The following is a 17758-nucleotide window of genomic DNA, read 5'->3' on the forward strand; positions in this document are numbered from 1 at the left end:
CATTTTCTTGCTTGATATGTTCATTATAGCACGCAATTTCCGAACATTCAAGTTTCATGTGAAACTTAAATTTCTGTCAGTACTGATGATTATGCAAAAAAACCTGTCAGTACTGACAGGTTTTCTTTTTTATTAACTCAAAGCTTAGTCAGCGTTACGACCGTTTTTAGCAATGATTTCTTCTTGAATAGATTTTGGTACATCTGAGTAGTGGTCAAATACCATCATGAAAGTACCGCGACCTTGTGTAGATGAGCGAAGTGTTGTCGCATATCCAAACATTTCAGCAAGTGGAATGAAAGCATTAACGATTTGTGATTTACCGTGAGCTTCCATTGAGTTAACTTGACCACGACGAGCAGTCACGTGACCCATAATATCTCCAAGATTTTCTTCAGGAACAGTAATCGTAACTTTCATCATTGGTTCAAGGATTGCAGGTTGTGCAGTCTTAGCAGCTTCTTTCATTGCAAGTGAAGCCGCAACTTTGAAGGCCGTTTCAGATGAATCGACATCATGGTATGAACCATCATAAAGTTTAGCTTTGATATCAACCATTGGATATCCAGCAAGGACACCATTAGCCATAGTTTCTACCAAACCTTTTTCAACGGCTGGTACGAATTCACGAGGAACAACACCACCGACGATTGCGTTTTCAAATTCAAATCCAGCACCTTCTTCATTAGGTGCGAATTCAATCCATACGTCACCGTATTGACCTTTACCACCTGATTGACGTTTGAAGAATCCACGTGCTGAAGTTCCAGCGCGGAATGTTTCACGATAAGCAACTTGAGGCGCACCAACGTTTGCTTCAACTTTGAATTCACGTTTCATACGGTCAACAAGAACGTCCAAGTGAAGTTCCCCCATACCAGAGATAACTGTTTCACCAGTTTCAGGGTTTGTTTCAACGCGGAAAGTTGGATCTTCTTCAGCCAATTTTTGAAGGGCAACACCCATCTTATCTTGGTCAGCCTTAGTTTTAGGCTCTACCATCAATTGGATAACTGGTTCTGGAACTTCTATTGATTCAAGAATGATTGGTGCTTTTTCATCTGTCAATGAGTCACCAGTTGTTGTATTTTTCAATCCAACAGCAGCGGCAATATCGCCAGCATAAACAGTTTGAATTTCTTTACGTGTGTTAGCGTGCATTTGAAGGATACGTCCGATACGTTCACGTTTACCTTTTGAAGTATTCATAACGTATGAACCAGCATCAAGTGTACCTGAGTAAACACGGAAGAATGAAAGACGTCCAACGAATGGGTCAGTCATAATCTTGAATGCAAGTGCAGCAAATGGAGCTTCATCTGATGCTGGGCGTTCATCTTCTGCATCTGTATCTGGGTTCACACCTTTAATTGCAGGAATATCAAGTGGACTTGGAAGGTAGTCAATAACTGCATCAAGCATCATTTGAACACCTTTATTCTTGAAGGCAGAACCTGCAAGCATTGGGTAGAAATCAACATTGATTGTTGCTTTACGGATAGCTGATTTAAGTTCTGCTTCCGTAATTTCTTCACCTGAGAAGTATTTTTCCATAATTACTTCATCAAAGTCAGCAATCGCTTCGATAAGTTTTTCACGCCACTCGTTTGCAAGTTCTGTGTACTCTTCAGCGTTGAAGTTCAAAGATGCCAATTCAGCGTTAAATTCATCTGAACCAACAACTGTTTCTTTGATATCTGTCCCAAGGTCATTAGTATAGATTTCAGACTTCATAGTTACTAAGTCAATAATACCGATGAAATCATCTTCTGCACCAATTGGAATTTGGATTGGGTGTGCATTAGCACCCAAACGATCGCCCAAAGTAGAAAGCGAGTAGTAGAAATCAGCACCGATTTTATCCATTTTGTTAGCAAAAACGATACGTGGAACTCCATATTCAGTCGCTTGACGCCAAACTGTTTCAGTTTGTGGTTCTACACCTGATTGAGCATCAAGAACAGTCACAGCACCGTCAAGGACACGAAGTGAGCGTTGTACTTCAATAGTGAAGTCAACGTGACCTGGAGTGTCAATGATGTTGACACGGTTACCTTTCCATTGAGCAGTGGTTGCAGCAGATGTGATGGTGATACCACGTTCTTGTTCTTGCTCCATCCAGTCCATTTGTGATGCACCTTCGTGAGTTTCACCGATTTTGTGGATTTTCCCAGTGTAGTAAAGAACACGTTCAGTTGTTGTTGTTTTACCAGCATCGACGTGGGCCATGATACCGATATTACGTGTATTAGCAAGTGAAAATTCGCGAGCCATTTTTTTCTCCTATATTTTTATTTAGCATTGAGAGGTGATGAGTTTCCTCAACTACCATTTTAACAAATTTTTCATTAAAAGATAAAATAAACCCGAGCGGGCAGGAGCCCAGCCCGGAGTTCTTTAGTCTTTTGTGACAGGCTGCTATTTTGATTTGGCTAGAGAAATTCGTAGCGTTTGACCAAACGAAGCGTACTGAGGTACGTAAGTGAGGAGAGAACAAGAATTTCCGACATCCAAATTAAAATTACCAACGGAAGTGAGCGAACGCACGGTTAGCTTCAGCCATTTTGTGAGTATCTTCACGTTTCTTAACTGCTGCACCTGTGTTGTTAGCTGCATCCAAGATTTCTTTTGCAAGACGATCTTGCATAGTGTGTTCACCACGGTTACGAGCAATTGTTACCAACCAACGAAGTCCAAGTGTTGTACGACGTTCTGGACGAACTTCAACTGGAACTTGATAGTTAGAGCCACCAACACGACGCGCGCGAACTTCAAGAACTGGCATGATATTTTCCATAGCAGTTTCAAAAACTTCAAGTGGATTGTTTCCAGTAGCTTCTTCAATTTGTTTGAAAGCTCCGTAAACGATTTGAGCCGCAACACCACGTTTACCATCAAGCATAACGCGGTTGATAAGACGAGTTACTACGACTGAATTATACATTGGGTCTGCCAAAACTTCACGTTTTGGGGCACGATTTTTACGCATTCTTACTTATCTCCCTTCTTAAGCTTTTGGTTTTTTAGCACCGTATTTAGAACGGCTTTGTTTACGGTCAGACACACCAGCAGTATCAAGCGCACCACGAACAATATGGTAACGTACCCCTGGAAGGTCTTTCACACGTCCACCACGAAGAAGCACAACGCTGTGTTCTTGGAGGTTATGTCCAATACCTGGGATGTATGCTGTAACTTCCATAAGGTTTGAAAGACGTACACGAGCGAACTTACGGAGCGCTGAGTTAGGTTTCTTAGGTGTCATTGTACCAACACGAGTTGCAACACCACGTTTTTGTGGGCTGGCAAGTTTAGTTTGTACTTTTTTACGGCTATTGTAGCCAACGTTCATAGCTGGTGATTTAGATTTAGTCACTTGAGCTTGACGAGGTTTGCGTACTAATTGATTAATTGTAGGCATTTTACTGTCTGCTTTTTGTATTTTTCCACATAGTTGCGAAGCGATGAGAAATACAAAAGCATTCCTTTCTTTTTATTGGCTGCTCTTTCGAGCAATTTTTGCGTCAGTATATGGTCGCTTAAGCCAAGTTCTGACAAGAAGTTTAGCAACTTTAACAAGTTCTCCTGAGAGTCCAAAGTAAAAAGTACCGCTTAATATAATATCATTCTTTTTTGAAATTGTCAATCAATTTTTTAATGTTAATAGGCTGACAAAATATATTTATTGTGATTATCTTGGGCTTTCTTGCTTTTTTTGGTATAATCAAGGCATGAAAAAAATTGCAATTCTTCTTTGTACCTTACTGACAGCATTGTCAGTGCTAACAGGTATTTCTGTCAGCGCCGCTACTCCTTCTAGTAATAATTTTTCCGTAGCTGCAAAATCTGCAATTGCGGTTGACGCTTCTAGTGGAAAGATTTTATATGCCCAAAATGCAGATGATTCAAGCACAGCAATTGCCTCAGTAACTAAGCTTTTAACTGCTTATCTCGTTTATAAAGATATTGCTGAAGGGAAACTCAGTTGGACAACTAAAGTGCCAATTTCTCAATATGCCTATGATTTAACGCAAAATAGTAATGCAAGCAATATTCCACTTGCTAAAGACGAAACCTATACCGTCAAAGACCTCATGAACGCTCTTTTAATCCCCTCAGCGAACTCTGCTGCTGTGGCACTTGCTGAAAAAGTTGCTGGTTCTGAACCAAAGTTTGTAGATATGATGACCGCTCAAATGAAAGCTTGGGGCATTAACGACACACATCTAGTCAATGCTTCAGGACTTCCAAATGATGATTTGAATGGACATATTTATCCTGATTCAAGTAACACAGCCACGAACACAATGAGCGCTAAAGCTGTAGCTGTGCTTTCTTATCATCTCATCAAAGATTATCCTCAAGTTTTAGATATTACCAAACAAGTGCAGCTTCCCTTTGATGCTGGTGGGAAAACACAAACCACCCTTACTAATACTAATCAGATGCTTAAAGGGTTTACAAACTCACGCGCAGGGGTTGATGGTCTGAAGACAGGGTCAACTAGCTTTCAAATTGACTGTTTTGCTGGTACAACAACCCAAAATGGTTTTCGCATCATTACAGTTATCTTAGATGCAGATAATCCCGCTGTTGATAATTCAACTCCTTTTACTCTTACTAATCAATTAATGAATTACGTCTATGGACATTGGTGCACAGCTAGTCTTACTCAAAAGGGGAAAGCGATAAAAGATTTCGACAAAATTTCTTTGACTGACGGAAAACAGAAATCTGTTAACCTTGTCGCAGGAGAAACAATCAATCCTGTAGTTCCCTTTGCTACTGATGGAAGCGCTGATTTAAAATCTTTATCTATCAAATACAGTCAGAAAAAAACTAAAACAATCGAAGCACCCGTTACAAAGGGACAAAAGATTGTTACAGTGTCTGCTTCACTCAAGGATAAGCTTGGCTACCTTCCAGGAAGTTCGACAGCTCAATTTTCACTCATTGCTAAAAATGATGTAGAAAAGAGCAATCCACTCAAGGTTTTCTGGAATCATTTCGTCATTTTTGTGAATGAGAAATTATAATTTTACTGACAGAAATATTGTCAGTAACTAAAAACTCTGTCAGCATACTGACAGAGTTTTCTTATAGTATTTTTAACCTTTTGACTTAACAACAGCAAGCAATAGAGCACCAACGACGAAAAGAATCATACCTATCGCCACATAACCCAACTCCTTTTTGGTTTTCTTTTCTCCTAGGAAAAGAATTCCTCCAATTGTCGAAATGATAATCCCAAGTTGCGAAAATGAAAAAGCAATTGCATTTCCTGCTTCTCTAGCTGCCATCAACATAAAGATATTTCCGATGCCCCACATAATACCAACAATCATATTTTGAAAAACATACTTTTCAAGTTTGATTTTACCACCACCCATAGCAATAGCGCCAACAATCATTCCCAATGACATTGGCAAAATGATGGTCAATGTATCGAAATGTATGTTGAACCAAAGTGCTGACAGATTATTAAACAAAATAACATAAGCCACATAACCCAAAGTAGAATAAGTCAACCACATCAAGCCTTTACCATAATTATGATGTTCATGAATTACAGTATTTTCAGGGTCCCTTTTCGCCGAGAAATAAAAACCAATTACCAAAACAATCATGGCAATGAATCCAAGAATAAATTGAATTTGTTTTGTCCATTCATGAAAAGCGAAAACACCAATCAAACCGCCAAGTACAAGCTGCGTACCCGAAGAAAGTGGGCTGGCCACAGATACTCCCATATATTTCATCGAGTTAAACTGACCAAACTGGCCGATTGACCAAATCAATCCTCCGATAAATCCAATCAAGAAGATTGGCCATGTTAAATGTGGCTGGCGGAACAAGAAAACAATAAGTGCAAAAACAAATGCGCCAAGCGTCATCCCAAGCGTTTGCTGTTTGGCATTGCCACCAAATTTGTTTGCGACAAAACCAATTGAACCCCATGCGACCATTGGAACAAGCGCAAGCAGAACTCCTTGCATAATTTCACCTTTTCTAAGAGAAAAGCCCTATAAATCAAGCTTTCTTATATTATTTTTATATCTGCTTTACTCTATTTAATGTTTCACAATCTATAAAATGCAACTTTTTATTTCAATTTTTTTGCGATATAGTTTAAAACAGCATTTTTTCATTTTACACTATTTTTTGGAAAAATCAAGCATTCTAGAACGTATAAATATTCAGAATTTAGTTAATCTCACGGAAATTTTTTTCTATTTATAAATGGAAAATTAAACTATTTCTTTTCCAAAATCACTAAAATCGGTGGAGTATGAACTTGGTTGAGCGGACCATAGGTAAAAACGTCCCAAGTCTTTTGATTAAGGGTAGAAACCCAATGAATAACCGCATTTTTTTCCTTCTCTCCACCCTCATGACCATAATAAATCATAAGAGCGATTCTACCACCAGTAACCAACAGTTCTGTTAGTGATGACAAAGCTGTCAGTGTTGTATCAGGCTTTGTAATGACTGTTTTGTCTGCTTTTGGTAAATAACCCAAATTAAAAATTGCAGCCTTAATCGGCTTTTTGACATACTTACGAACGTTTTCATGTCCATCTAAAATTAATTTTACTGACGGGTTTTCTGTCAGTAACTTTTCATTTTCGAAATCCGAAATTTTGATAACATTTTTTCCGGCAAAAGATAATCTTTTTTCAGTCGCTTCAATTGCTTCATTTTGCACATCAAAAGCAAAAATATTATCCGTCAAATTTGACAGAAACAGCGTATCATAGCCATTTCCCATTGTTGCATCCACCACAATATCGTTAGGTTTTATAATCTCTTCCAAGCAGCTATGTGCCATTGCTAAAGCTTTTAACATCTACTTTCTCTACCACTTTTCTAAATTTTTCATCATCAAAATCCACTTTCCATCGCTCACCAATTTCTGTCAGCACTGAAAAAGCCCGCTCAGTAACTTCCGTCAAAAAGTTTTGAACATTGCTTACCGAAGTATATTTAACTAGCCAGTTCTGCTGCTCTAACGACAATTTTGACCGCTTCCCCTCGTACTTTGACCAATTTCCTAGACTATTAGGCTGTTCCCCCAACGCTATATACCAAAAAGTACAGAGGATATTTTTTAGATAAATACCGCACTCCTGCGCATAGTTCCATTCTTCACGTTGACTCCTCCTGAAAATTTCATGAACATAAGCGTAAAATTTTCCTAGATAAAAATCAAATTCTTCTTGAGTAAGTTGAAATTTTTCACTCATTGACCGCCTTGTCAGTACTGATAAAAAATCATTCGTATCCATCAAAATTTTGATTTTCCTTAACCAGACTGACGGTGACAACTCTTCAAGAAAATAAACAAACACATCAATTTTAACAAAATGCTCAAAATGTAAAACGGCATAATGTTCCGTCAGAGTTTCGATAAACAGCAAATCCTCTCTTTTTGTCAGCACTGACAAAAATTCAGACTTACTTACACCATGCTCTATCAGTAATCGTAAATCCACATCCGAAAATTCATCCGCACCACCACTTGCTAATGAACCACCTAGAAACATTCCTAAAATCCCATTAATTTTTGAGCATTCTTCAGTTAATTCAAAGATTAACTGCTCACGCCAATCCGTTTCAGTCATTAAAACCACCTCATCACTTGGATTCATTATACGATTTATCACATAGAAAAGTGCCTGATATTTAGGCTACAAACCATATTTCAAAAAAATCTTTCCTCCAAACAATATAACATAACACTAGTTTAGAAAATTTTCTAAAAAGTCACATCATTTGACACCCGAATATCACGACAGCCTTGTACTGAGCCTCGTCGTTCCATTTCAGCATCAATACTATTCAAAACTTCCCACTTTTTCAAAGACCACATCGGACCAATAATCAAATCACGTGGTGCGTCTCCAGTCAAACGATGAATAACAATTTCCTTAGGAATCATTTCTAGCTGGTCACAAATCACTTTCACATATTCCTCTCGAGACATGAGTTGTAATTTTCCGGCATGATAATCTCGTTGCAAACGTGTATTCTTCATTAAATGCAGTAAATGTAATTTTACCCCTTGAATATCTGAATCCAATACCATACGTCTCACATTTTCAACCATCATTTCAGAAGTTTCACCCGGCAAACCATTAATCAAATGTGTACAAACATTAATCCCGTGAACCCTCAAACGTTTCACAGCATCAACATAAGTTACATAATCATGAGCACGATTGATTAAATCTGATGTTTCCTCATATGTCGTCTGTAAGCCGAGATCAATCCAAACCTCCATTCGCTCATTTAATTCCGCCAAATAATCTACCACTTCCTCAGGCAAACAATCTGGACGTGTTCCAATCGAAATCCCCACCACATCAGGTTGACATACTGCCACTTCAAAACGCTCACGCAAAATCTCAACAGGTGCGTGTGTATTTGTAAAATTTTGAAAATATACAATATATTTCTTAACCCCAGGCCATTTCTTATGAAATTGAACCACTTCCGCCTCAAACTGCTGCGCAATCGGTGCCTCCGGCTCCAAAATCATATCTCCAGAGCCCGAAACCGTGCAAAAAGTACAGCCACCATGAGCGACAGTTCCATCCCTATTAGGGCAATCAAATCCAGCATCAATAGGGACTTTAAATATTTTTTCACCAAAATTTAATCTTAAATACTCATTCCATGTTGTATATCGTTTTTCCATTACTAACCTCGCCACATAGCAACAATTATAACACAAAAAAGAGACCACAAAGGTCCCTACAAAGCTGCGGATGTCAGACTCGAACTGACGACATCATGATTAACAGTCATGCGCTACTACCAACTGAGCTAATCCGCAATAACACAAAACTCGGTAAAACCGAGTCTTGAAAATATAGTCCGTACGGGATTCGAACCCGTGTTACCGCCGTGAAAAGGCGGTGTCTTAACCCTTGACCAACGGACCATATATATTAACTTGGCCATTAGCTTATCTCCCAGAGGGCAACCCCAAGTACTTCCGCCGTAGATGGACTTAACTGCTGTGTTCGGCATGGGAACAGGTGTATCTCCATCGCAATGATGACCAAATCATTAAATGTTACTTTGAACATTCAAAACTAAATAACAATTCTTCTAACTCCTAAACCATAAGCATTTTATATTTGACTCTCTTGGTAAAGTCCTCGAGCGATTAGTACTGGTCCGCTCCACCCCTCACAGGGCTTCCACTTCCAGCCTATCAACCAGATCATCTCTCTGGGCTCTTAATTCTTACGAATGGGAAATCTCATCTTGAGGTGGGCTTCGCACTTAGATGCTTTCAGCGCTTATCCCTTCCCTACATAGCTATCCAACCGTGCTCCTGGCGGAACAACTGGTACACCAGCGGTAGGTCCATCCCGGTCCTCTCGTACTAAGGACAGATCCTCTCAAATTTCCTACGCCCGCGACGGATAGGGACCGAACTGTCTCACGACGTTCTGAACCCAGCTCGCGTGCCGCTTTAATGGGCGAACAGCCCAACCCTTGGGACCGACTACAGCCCCAGGATGCGACGAGCCGACATCGAGGTGCCAAACCTCCCCGTCGATGTGAACTCTTGGGGGAGATAAGCCTGTTATCCCCAGGGTAGCTTTTATCCGTTGAGCGATGGCCCTTCCATGCGGTACCACCGGATCACTAAGCCCTAGTTTCCTACCTGCTCGAGTTGTAGCTCTCGCAGTCAAGCTCCCTTATACCTTTACACTCTACGATTGATTTCCAACCAATCTGAGGGAACCTTTGGGCGCCTCCGTTACTCTTTAGGAGGCGACCGCCCCAGTCAAACTGTCCGTCAGACACTGTCTCCCTGGCCGATATTGCCAGCGGGTTAGAGTAACCATAAGTCAAGGGTAGTATCCCAACAACGCCTCAATAGAAACTAGCGTCCCTATTTCAATGGCTCCTACCTATCCTGTACATGACTTACAGGTACTCAATATCAAACTACAGTAAAGCTCCATGGGGTCTTTCCGTCCTGTCGCGGGTAACCTGCATCTTCACAGGTACTAAAATTTCACCGAGTCTCTCGTTGAGACAGTGCCCAAATCATTACGCCTTTCGTGCGGGTCGGAACTTACCCGACAAGGAATTTCGCTACCTTAGGACCGTTATAGTTACGGCCGCCGTTTACTGGGGCTTCAATTCAGGGCTTCGCTTACGCTAACTCCTCCTCTTAACCTTCCAGCACCGGGCAGGCGTCACCCCCTATACATCACCTTGCGGTTTAGCAGAGAGCTGTGTTTTTGATAAACAGTTGCTTGGGCCTATTCACTGCGGCTGGCTTTTACACCAGCACCCCTTCTCCCGAAGTTACGGGGCTATTTTGCCGAGTTCCTTAACGAGAGTTCTCTCGATCACCTGAGGCTACTCGCCTCGACTACCTGTGTCGGTTTGCGGTACGGGTAGATATAATTTAACGCTAGAAGATTTTCTTGGCAGTGTGACATCAAGGAGTTCGTTTCCGTAGAAACTTCCCCATCACAGCTCAATGTTAAAGAGAAATGCATTTGACACATCTCACACCTCACTGCTTAGACCAGAATCCATTAACTGGCATCCTTTAGCCTACTGCGTCCCTCCATCACTATTATATCTAGTATAGGAATATCAACCTATTGTCCATCGACTACGCCTTTCGGCCTCGCCTTAGGTCCCGACTAACCCAGGGCGGACGAGCCTTCCCCTGGAAACCTTAGTCTTACGGTGGATAAGATTCTCACTTATCTTGCGCTACTCATACCGGCATTCTCACTTCTTAACGCTCCAGCACTCCTCACGGTATACCTTCTTCGCGGTTAAGAACGCTCTCCTACCATTGATAAAATATCAATCCAAAGCTTCGGTAATATGTTTAGCCCCGGTACATTTTCGGCGCAGGGTCACTCGACTAGTGAGCTATTACGCACTCTTTGAATGATAGCTGCTTCTGAGCTAACATCCTAGTTGTCTGTGCAACCCCACATCCTTTTCCACTTAACATATATTTTGGGACCTTAGCTGTTGGTCTGGGCTGTTTCCCTTTCGACTACGGATCTTAGCACTCGCAGTCTGACTGCCGAACATGTGTATTAGCATTCGGAGTTTATCTGAGATTGGTAATCCGAGATGGACCCCTCACCCAAACAGTGCTCTACCTCCAATACACTTACATTTCGACGCTAGCCCTAAAGCTATTTCGGAGAGAACCAGCTATCTCCCAGTTCGTTTGGAATTTCTCCGCTATCCACAAGTCATCCAAACACTTTTCAACGTGTCCTGGTTCGGGCCTCCAGTGCGTCTTACCACACCTTCACCCTGCTCATGGATAGGTCACTAGGTTTCGGGTCTACATCATGATACTAAAACGCCCTATTCAGACTCGCTTTCGCTGCGGCTCCGTCTCTTCAACTTAACCTCGCATCATAACGTAACTCGCCGGTTCATTCTACAAAAGGCACGCTCTCACCCATTAACGGGCTCGAACTTCTTGTAGGCACACGGTTTCAGGTGCTATTTCACTCCCCTCTCGGGGTTCTTTTCACCTTTCCCTCACGGTACTGGTTCACTATCGGTCACTAAGGAGTATTTAGGGTTGGGAGATGGTCCTCCCGGATTCAAACTGGATTTCGCGTGTCCAGCCCTACTCAGGATACTGCTAGGTATAAGCGCTATTTCGTCTACGGGATTATTACCCTCTTTGATTAACCTTCCCAGGTTATTCGACTATAATGCTTAAGTCCACGTTGCAGTCCTACAACCCCAAGAAGCAAGCTTCTTGGTTTGCCCTTCTTCGCGTTCGCTCGCCGCTACTTACGAAATCGTTTTTACTTTCTCTTCCTGCAGGTACTTAGATGTTTCAGTTCTCTGCGTTACCTTTACATGAGCTATGTATTCACTCATGAATAACTGCTAGTAGCAGCTGGGTTTCCCCATTCGGAAATCAACGGATCAAAGCGTACTTACAGCTCCCCGTCGCATATCGTCGTTAGTCACGTCCTTCTTCGGCTCTTAGTGCCAAGGCATCCACCGTGCGCCCTTATTAACTTTGCCATGATGATTTAAAATCATCGTTTTTCAAGTATAAGTTTGTAAATTCTTTAAAATTCACAGCTTTTCGGTTTATTTATCGTTATTAGATATTGTTATTTAGTTTTCAATGTTCAATTCTATTTTTATGTCTTCGTTGACAATAAGATAACTGAACTTTCCGCAAGCGGACCGCCCTTCCTATCTTAATGGAGCCTAGCGGGATCGAACCGCTGACCTCCTGCGTGCAAAGCAGGCGCTCTCCCAGCTGAGCTAAGGCCCCACAATCAAGAATTTGATTCTTGCTTAGGTTTATTAACTAAACCCTCAAAACTGAATAAAGTTGAATGCTCACGTCTTTGTAACTATTCCTTAGAAAGGAGGTGATCCAGCCGCACCTTCCGATACGGCTACCTTGTTACGACTTCACCCCAGTCATCGGTCTTACCTTAGGAAGCGCCCTCCTTGCGGTTAGGCAACCTACTTCGGGTACTCCCAACTCCCGTGGTGTGACGGGCGGTGTGTACAAGGCCCGGGAACGTATTCACCGCGGCGTGCTGATCCGCGATTACTAGCGATTCCGACTTCATGTAGGCGAGTTGCAGCCTACAATCCGAACTGAGAATGGTTTTAAGAGATTAGCTAAACATCACTGTCTCGCGACTCGTTGTACCATCCATTGTAGCACGTGTGTAGCCCAGGTCATAAGGGGCATGATGATTTGACGTCATCCCCACCTTCCTCCGGTTTATCACCGGCAGTCTCACTAGAGTGCCCAACTTAATGATGGCAACTAGTAATAGGGGTTGCGCTCGTTGCGGGACTTAACCCAACATCTCACGACACGAGCTGACGACAACCATGCACCACCTGTCACCGATGTACCGAAGTAACTCCTTATCTCTAAGGATAGCATCGGGATGTCAAGACCTGGTAAGGTTCTTCGCGTTGCTTCGAATTAAACCACATGCTCCACCGCTTGTGCGGGCCCCCGTCAATTCCTTTGAGTTTCAACCTTGCGGTCGTACTCCCCAGGCGGAGTGCTTATTGCGTTAGCTGCGATACAGAAAACTTATAGCTTCCTACATCTAGCACTCATCGTTTACGGCGTGGACTACCAGGGTATCTAATCCTGTTTGCTCCCCACGCTTTCGAGCCTCAGTGTCAGTTACAGGCCAGAGAGCCGCTTTCGCCACCGGTGTTCCTCCATATATCTACGCATTTCACCGCTACACATGGAATTCCACTCTCCTCTCCTGCACTCAAGTCTACCAGTTTCCAATGCATACAATGGTTGAGCCACTGCCTTTTACACCAGACTTAATAAACCACCTGCGCTCGCTTTACGCCCAATAAATCCGGACAACGCTCGGGACCTACGTATTACCGCGGCTGCTGGCACGTAGTTAGCCGTCCCTTTCTGGTTAGATACCGTCACTGCATGGATTTTCCACTCCCACACACGTTCTTCTCTAACAACAGAGTTTTACGATCCGAAAACCTTCTTCACTCACGCGGCGTTGCTCGGTCAGACTTTCGTCCATTGCCGAAGATTCCCTACTGCTGCCTCCCGTAGGAGTTTGGGCCGTGTCTCAGTCCCAATGTGGCCGATCACCCTCTCAGGTCGGCTATGTATCATCGCCTTGGTGAGCCTTTACCTCACCAACTAGCTAATACAACGCGGGATCATCTCTGAGTGATGCTTTTGCATCTTTCAAACTTTTAACTTGTGTTTAAAGTTGTTATGCGGTATTAGCATTCGTTTCCAAATGTTGTCCCCCGCTCAAAGGCAGATTCCCCACGCGTTACTCACCCGTTCGCTGCTCTTCCAGTCGGTACAAGTACCTTCCTTCAGCGCTCAACTTGCATGTATTAGGCACGCCGCCAGCGTTCGTCCTGAGCCAGGATCAAACTCTCAAATAAAGTATTTAAGTCACCGTAGTGACTGGCTTGTCTTTCATTATTGATTGACAGATTTTTTGATGTATCTTACTACATCACATGAGTCATTCTTCTTTATTCAGTTTTCAAGGGTCTATTCGCTTGAGCGGCTTCCCTCTCTCGCGACAACTATTATATTCTATCAAACACCACTTCCTTTGTCAAGAATTTTATCACGACTTCCAGACCTTTTTTTACCTTTGTTCGTTTTCTACTCCCCTTGTATCCGCTTCATTATAATCTCTATCGCTTTCTGAATGAAATGTACCCAAAAAAGAAGCCCCTGTAGCTAGCAGGGAACTTCCTTTTTATTCTTCCGAGTCATCTAAATCAAAAAGAATAGATTTAATTTTTTCTTTGAGCCGATAGCGCTCCATACGTGTCAGTTCTTCGCCTCGCATTTGGCGAACGAGAAGTTCTTGGTAATGAGGACGAAGGCACTCATACACCTCTGCTAGAAGGTGATTAAATACAAGTGCACTTTCCGGGGTCTCTCCGTGTGACGAAATGACATCCGAATACTCATAGATATCTACCGCTCCTAATTGGTCAAAGCCTCGTTTTTTCGCTTGACTATGACGGATTTCATCTATCAACCGTTGGCGATGCTTTTTTGTTATCTATTATTATAAGTAGAAACTATGATAAATATAAATTTGAGATTTGATGTTTTCCATTTTATAAAATATCCCCATTATTGTTTTTAATTTTTAAATATTCGGTGGATTATTTTTATCGACTTTTTCTTTTCCACAAGATTGATACACATTTTATTTCTTTTTATCACTTGTGGAAAACTCTAAAAAACCTTATAAATTCTTGCTTTAAATAAAAAAGAAACCCCTATTTTCCACACTTTCCACAAATTTGTGAATAACTTATTTTAACAGTGGAAAACTTTATTTTTTTTATTTAAACAGACTGTGGAAAAATAGATTTCGAAATGATATAATAAGTTATCAACAAACTATGTAAAGGAGTATTATGTCTCTCCTAACTGAGAATCAAAAATTTTGGGACAGAGTCACTGAGTTAGCACATCAAAATATTGGACAACAAGCTTTTGAATTTTTTATTGAACCTGCGCAATTATTAAGTATTGAAAAAGATGTCGTTAACATTTTATTAGATAGTGGGATGAAAAAAGATTATTGGAGGAAACAGAGTGATTTAATCACTACTGCTGGATTCGAAATTTTTGGACGCCCACTTACTTATTCTCTCTATGCTAAAGATGAGCTCTCAAGTAATGAGTTGAATAAATTGACATCTAAAGATAATGTTGCGGAAGCAACATCTTCTGAAACCATTACTACAGTACCTATTGCTAATGGATTAAATGAAAAATATATATTTGAAAATTTTGTTCAAGGACCTGGTAACCGTTGGACACTTGCCGCAGCTGTCGCTGTTGCAGATAAACCTGGTGACACTTATAATCCCCTTTTTATTTATGGTGGAGCTGGACTTGGTAAGACTCATTTGATGCACGCCATTGGTAATGAAATCTTAAAAGACAATCCGACAGCTAAAGTCAAATATGTTTCTTCTGAGAACTTTGTTAATGACTATGTTAATGCTACTCGTAAAAATCAAATGGAAAATTTCGAAAATACATATCGTAATCTTGATTTACTTCTACTTGATGATGTGCAATTTTTTAGTGATAAAGAAGGTACCAAGACAGAGTTTTTCAACACTTTCAATGCTTTGTATGATAAAGGTGCTCAAATCGTTTTAACTTCTGACCGAATTCCTCAGGAATTAAATAATTTGGAAGAACGTCTGGTGAGTCGTTTCTCTTGGGGCTTAACGACAGATATTACTGCTCCAGATTATGAAACTCGGATGGCTATTCTTCTCATTAAGTCTGAATCTAGTCGTTTAGAATTTCCTAGTGAAACTCTGAGTTATATTGCTGGACAAATTGACTCTAATGTTCGTGAACTTGAAGGCGCCTTAAATCGAGTTGAGTTTGTCGCTAAAGCTAATGGCATTACGGTGGTAGACATTGAAACAGCTAGTCAGGCTCTACGTTCTCTAAAAAATGCAACGCAACAGTCTTTATCCAATCTTACAATTAAAAAGATTCAAGATGAAGTAGCTAATTACTATCATATTTCTTTTTCTGATTTAGTAGGACCTAAGCGTCCTAAAGAAATCGCTTTTCCCCGACAGATTGCAATGTATCTTGTTCGTGAACTTTTAGGTACAAGTCTTCCGGCAATTGGTACTGCCTTTGGAGGGCGTGATCACACGACAGTAATGTATGCTTATAGGCAGATTTCTGATAAAATGAAAACAGATATAGAGGTTCAAAAAGATATTGATAGTATAAAACGTAAATTTTAAGCTTGTGGAAAACTTCGAGACTTATAAAAACTTTATTCCCTTGTTATACACAAGCAAAAAGCTTTCAGACTCTTGATTATTTCTGTTATGCAGATTATCCACAAGACCTACTACTATTACTAATAAATTTATAAAAATAATAATAAAGGAGTGCCATGATTAAATTTTCAATTAATAAAAATGCTTTTCAAAATGCACTAAGGATTACAAAACAAGCCATTGGTTCAAAAGTTACAATTCCTGCTTTAACAAAGTTGAAAATTGAAGTTGAAGATAAAGGGATAACGCTTATTGGTTCAAATGGGCAAATTTCTATAAAAAATTTTTTGCCAGCTGACAATAAAGATGCTAATATGTTTATTTCTAACACAGGTTCTGTCTTGTTAGAGGCTGCCTTCTTTGAAAACGTAGTTAGTCAGTTACCTGAGGTAACTTTAGAATTTACTGAAAAGGAGCAAAAACAAGTTGTTTTAACTTCTGGTAAATCTGAGATTACTTTAAAAGGTTTGGATGCTGAAATTTATCCTCATTTACAAGAAATTTCACAAGGTGAATCATTAAAAATAAAAGTTAAAGCTTTAAAAGAAATTTTTAGTGAAACAGTATTTGCTGTTAGTACACAAGAAAATCGTCCAATTTTTACAGGTGTTCATTTAGAAATTTTACCTACGGGAGAATTGAAAGCAGTTGCTACAGACTCTCATAGGATGAGTCAACGTCTATTACCTTTAGAACAAACAGATTTAAAATTTGATGTTATTTTACCAAGTAAGTCAATCAATAGTTTTAAAAATGTTTTTACTAATGATGAAGAAGAAATTGAAATCTTTATTAGTGGTAGCCAAATGTTATTTCAAAATGAAACAATTAGCTATTACAGCCGTTTGATTGAGGGTTCTTACCCTGATACTAATCGTTTGATACCGAAAGAGTCAGATTATACTTTAGATTTGGTATTTGATGTAGCAGAACTTCGCCATACGATGGATCGGGCGCGACTTTTGACTGTTATGACAACTAATGGTACAGTTAAACTTACAGTTACTGGTGACAGTGTTGTGACAACTGCAAATTCTCCAGAAGTTGGTTCGGTTCATGAAGAATTAACGGCTTTATCAAAAGAGGGTGCAGATATTGCAATCAGTTTTAATCCCGAATATTTGATTGATGCTTTGAAAGTAGTTAAAGTTCCTGAAGTACGTGTACGCTTCATTTCAAATGTTCGACCATTTACTTTGCAACCTAAAAATGATGAAAGTGGATTTGTTCAGCTCATTACACCTGTTCGTACGAATTAAAAAAATGTCAGTAAGTTTGTTTACTGACATTTTTTTATCAGTAATGACAAAATGTTAGAGCATAAAAGATGTTATAAAACTGAGATATTATTGTTTTTTAGAAATAAGAGCTATGATACGCTGAATTTTTGCTTTTTGAT

At 40.4% G+C, this 17758-nt stretch carries 11 protein-coding genes, 3 tRNA genes and 3 rRNA genes; 3 read left to right on the forward strand and 14 right to left on the reverse strand.

Features of this window, described 5'->3' with window-relative positions; genetic code table 11:
- Nucleotides 1–144 precede the first annotated feature (144 nt).
- The 3 genes from fusA to rpsL form a co-directional block, all read right to left on the reverse strand.
- Complete coding sequence (gene fusA, locus D7I46_RS09980) at nucleotides 145–2274, reverse strand: elongation factor G (RefSeq protein ID WP_120772753.1); 2130 nt, start codon at nucleotides 2272–2274, stop codon at nucleotides 145–147.
- Between the two features lie 247 nt (nucleotides 2275–2521).
- Nucleotides 2522–2989 (reverse strand): 30S ribosomal protein S7, encoded by a 468-nt coding sequence (gene rpsG / locus D7I46_RS09985; protein ID WP_120772754.1) that lies wholly within the window; start codon nucleotides 2987–2989, stop codon nucleotides 2522–2524.
- A gap of 18 nt (nucleotides 2990–3007) precedes the next feature.
- Entirely contained in the window at nucleotides 3008–3421 is a 414-nt protein-coding gene (rpsL, locus tag D7I46_RS09990) for a 30S ribosomal protein S12 (RefSeq protein ID WP_120772755.1), read from the reverse strand.
- A gap of 310 nt (nucleotides 3422–3731) precedes the next feature.
- Between rpsL and D7I46_RS09995 the strand changes: the two genes are divergently transcribed.
- Nucleotides 3732–5036, forward strand: coding sequence for a serine hydrolase (locus D7I46_RS09995; RefSeq protein WP_120772756.1), 1305 nt, complete (start codon nucleotides 3732–3734; stop codon nucleotides 5034–5036).
- A gap of 72 nt (nucleotides 5037–5108) precedes the next feature.
- Here D7I46_RS09995 and D7I46_RS10000 read toward each other — a convergent pair whose 3' ends face one another.
- The 11 genes from D7I46_RS10000 to D7I46_RS10050 form a co-directional block, all read right to left on the reverse strand.
- Nucleotides 5109–5996, reverse strand: coding sequence for a GRP family sugar transporter (locus D7I46_RS10000; RefSeq protein ID WP_120772757.1), 888 nt, complete (start codon nucleotides 5994–5996; stop codon nucleotides 5109–5111).
- 257 nt (nucleotides 5997–6253) lie between these two features.
- Nucleotides 6254–6847 (reverse strand): tRNA 5-(aminomethyl)-2-thiouridylate-methyltransferase MnmM, encoded by a 594-nt coding sequence (gene mnmM / locus D7I46_RS10005; RefSeq protein WP_120772758.1) that lies wholly within the window; start codon nucleotides 6845–6847, stop codon nucleotides 6254–6256.
- Nucleotides 6819–7622 carry a nucleotidyltransferase domain-containing protein gene (locus tag D7I46_RS10010; protein WP_162930881.1) on the reverse strand — a complete coding sequence of 268 codons (804 nt, stop codon included), beginning with the start codon at nucleotides 7620–7622 and terminating at the stop codon, nucleotides 6819–6821. Before D7I46_RS10010 ends, mnmM begins: the two co-directional genes overlap by 29 nt.
- 134 nt (nucleotides 7623–7756) lie before the next feature.
- Nucleotides 7757–8698, reverse strand: coding sequence for a tRNA modification radical SAM protein MnmL/YtqA (gene mnmL, locus D7I46_RS10015; protein WP_120772760.1), 942 nt, complete (start codon nucleotides 8696–8698; stop codon nucleotides 7757–7759).
- Nucleotides 8699–8762: 64 nt separating this feature from the next.
- Nucleotides 8763–8836: transfer RNA gene (locus D7I46_RS10020), tRNA-Asn, on the reverse strand.
- A gap of 37 nt (nucleotides 8837–8873) precedes the next feature.
- A tRNA-Glu gene (locus D7I46_RS10025) sits at nucleotides 8874–8944 on the reverse strand.
- A gap of 10 nt (nucleotides 8945–8954) precedes the next feature.
- Nucleotides 8955–9069, reverse strand: a 5S ribosomal RNA gene (rrf, locus tag D7I46_RS10030).
- A gap of 83 nt (nucleotides 9070–9152) precedes the next feature.
- A 23S ribosomal RNA gene (locus tag D7I46_RS10035) occupies nucleotides 9153–12051 on the reverse strand.
- A gap of 186 nt (nucleotides 12052–12237) precedes the next feature.
- Nucleotides 12238–12310 (reverse strand) — tRNA-Ala (locus D7I46_RS10040).
- Nucleotides 12311–12403: 93 nt separating this feature from the next.
- Nucleotides 12404–13950 (reverse strand): 16S ribosomal RNA (locus tag D7I46_RS10045).
- The 16S, 23S and 5S rRNA genes sit together here with 3 tRNA genes alongside, the layout of an rRNA operon.
- A gap of 326 nt (nucleotides 13951–14276) precedes the next feature.
- Nucleotides 14277–14564 (reverse strand): hypothetical protein, encoded by a 288-nt coding sequence (locus D7I46_RS10050; RefSeq protein ID WP_223804698.1) that lies wholly within the window; start codon nucleotides 14562–14564, stop codon nucleotides 14277–14279.
- Nucleotides 14565–14952: 388 nt separating this feature from the next.
- Here D7I46_RS10050 and dnaA point away from each other — a divergent pair, with 388 nt between their 5' ends.
- Together dnaA and dnaN are read left to right on the forward strand one after the other, a co-directional pair.
- The gene (gene dnaA, locus D7I46_RS10055; protein WP_120772761.1) at nucleotides 14953–16320 is read left to right on the forward strand and encodes a chromosomal replication initiator protein DnaA; all 1368 of its coding nucleotides are present in this window, start codon (nucleotides 14953–14955) and stop codon (nucleotides 16318–16320) included.
- Nucleotides 16321–16475: 155 nt separating this feature from the next.
- Nucleotides 16476–17618, forward strand: coding sequence for a DNA polymerase III subunit beta (gene dnaN / locus D7I46_RS10060; protein WP_120772762.1), 1143 nt, complete (start codon nucleotides 16476–16478; stop codon nucleotides 17616–17618).
- The last annotated feature ends 140 nt before the right edge of the window (nucleotides 17619–17758 follow it).

The organism is Lactococcus allomyrinae, assembly GCF_003627095.1.
In the GTDB taxonomy this organism is placed as follows: domain Bacteria; phylum Bacillota; class Bacilli; order Lactobacillales; family Streptococcaceae; genus Lactococcus; species Lactococcus allomyrinae.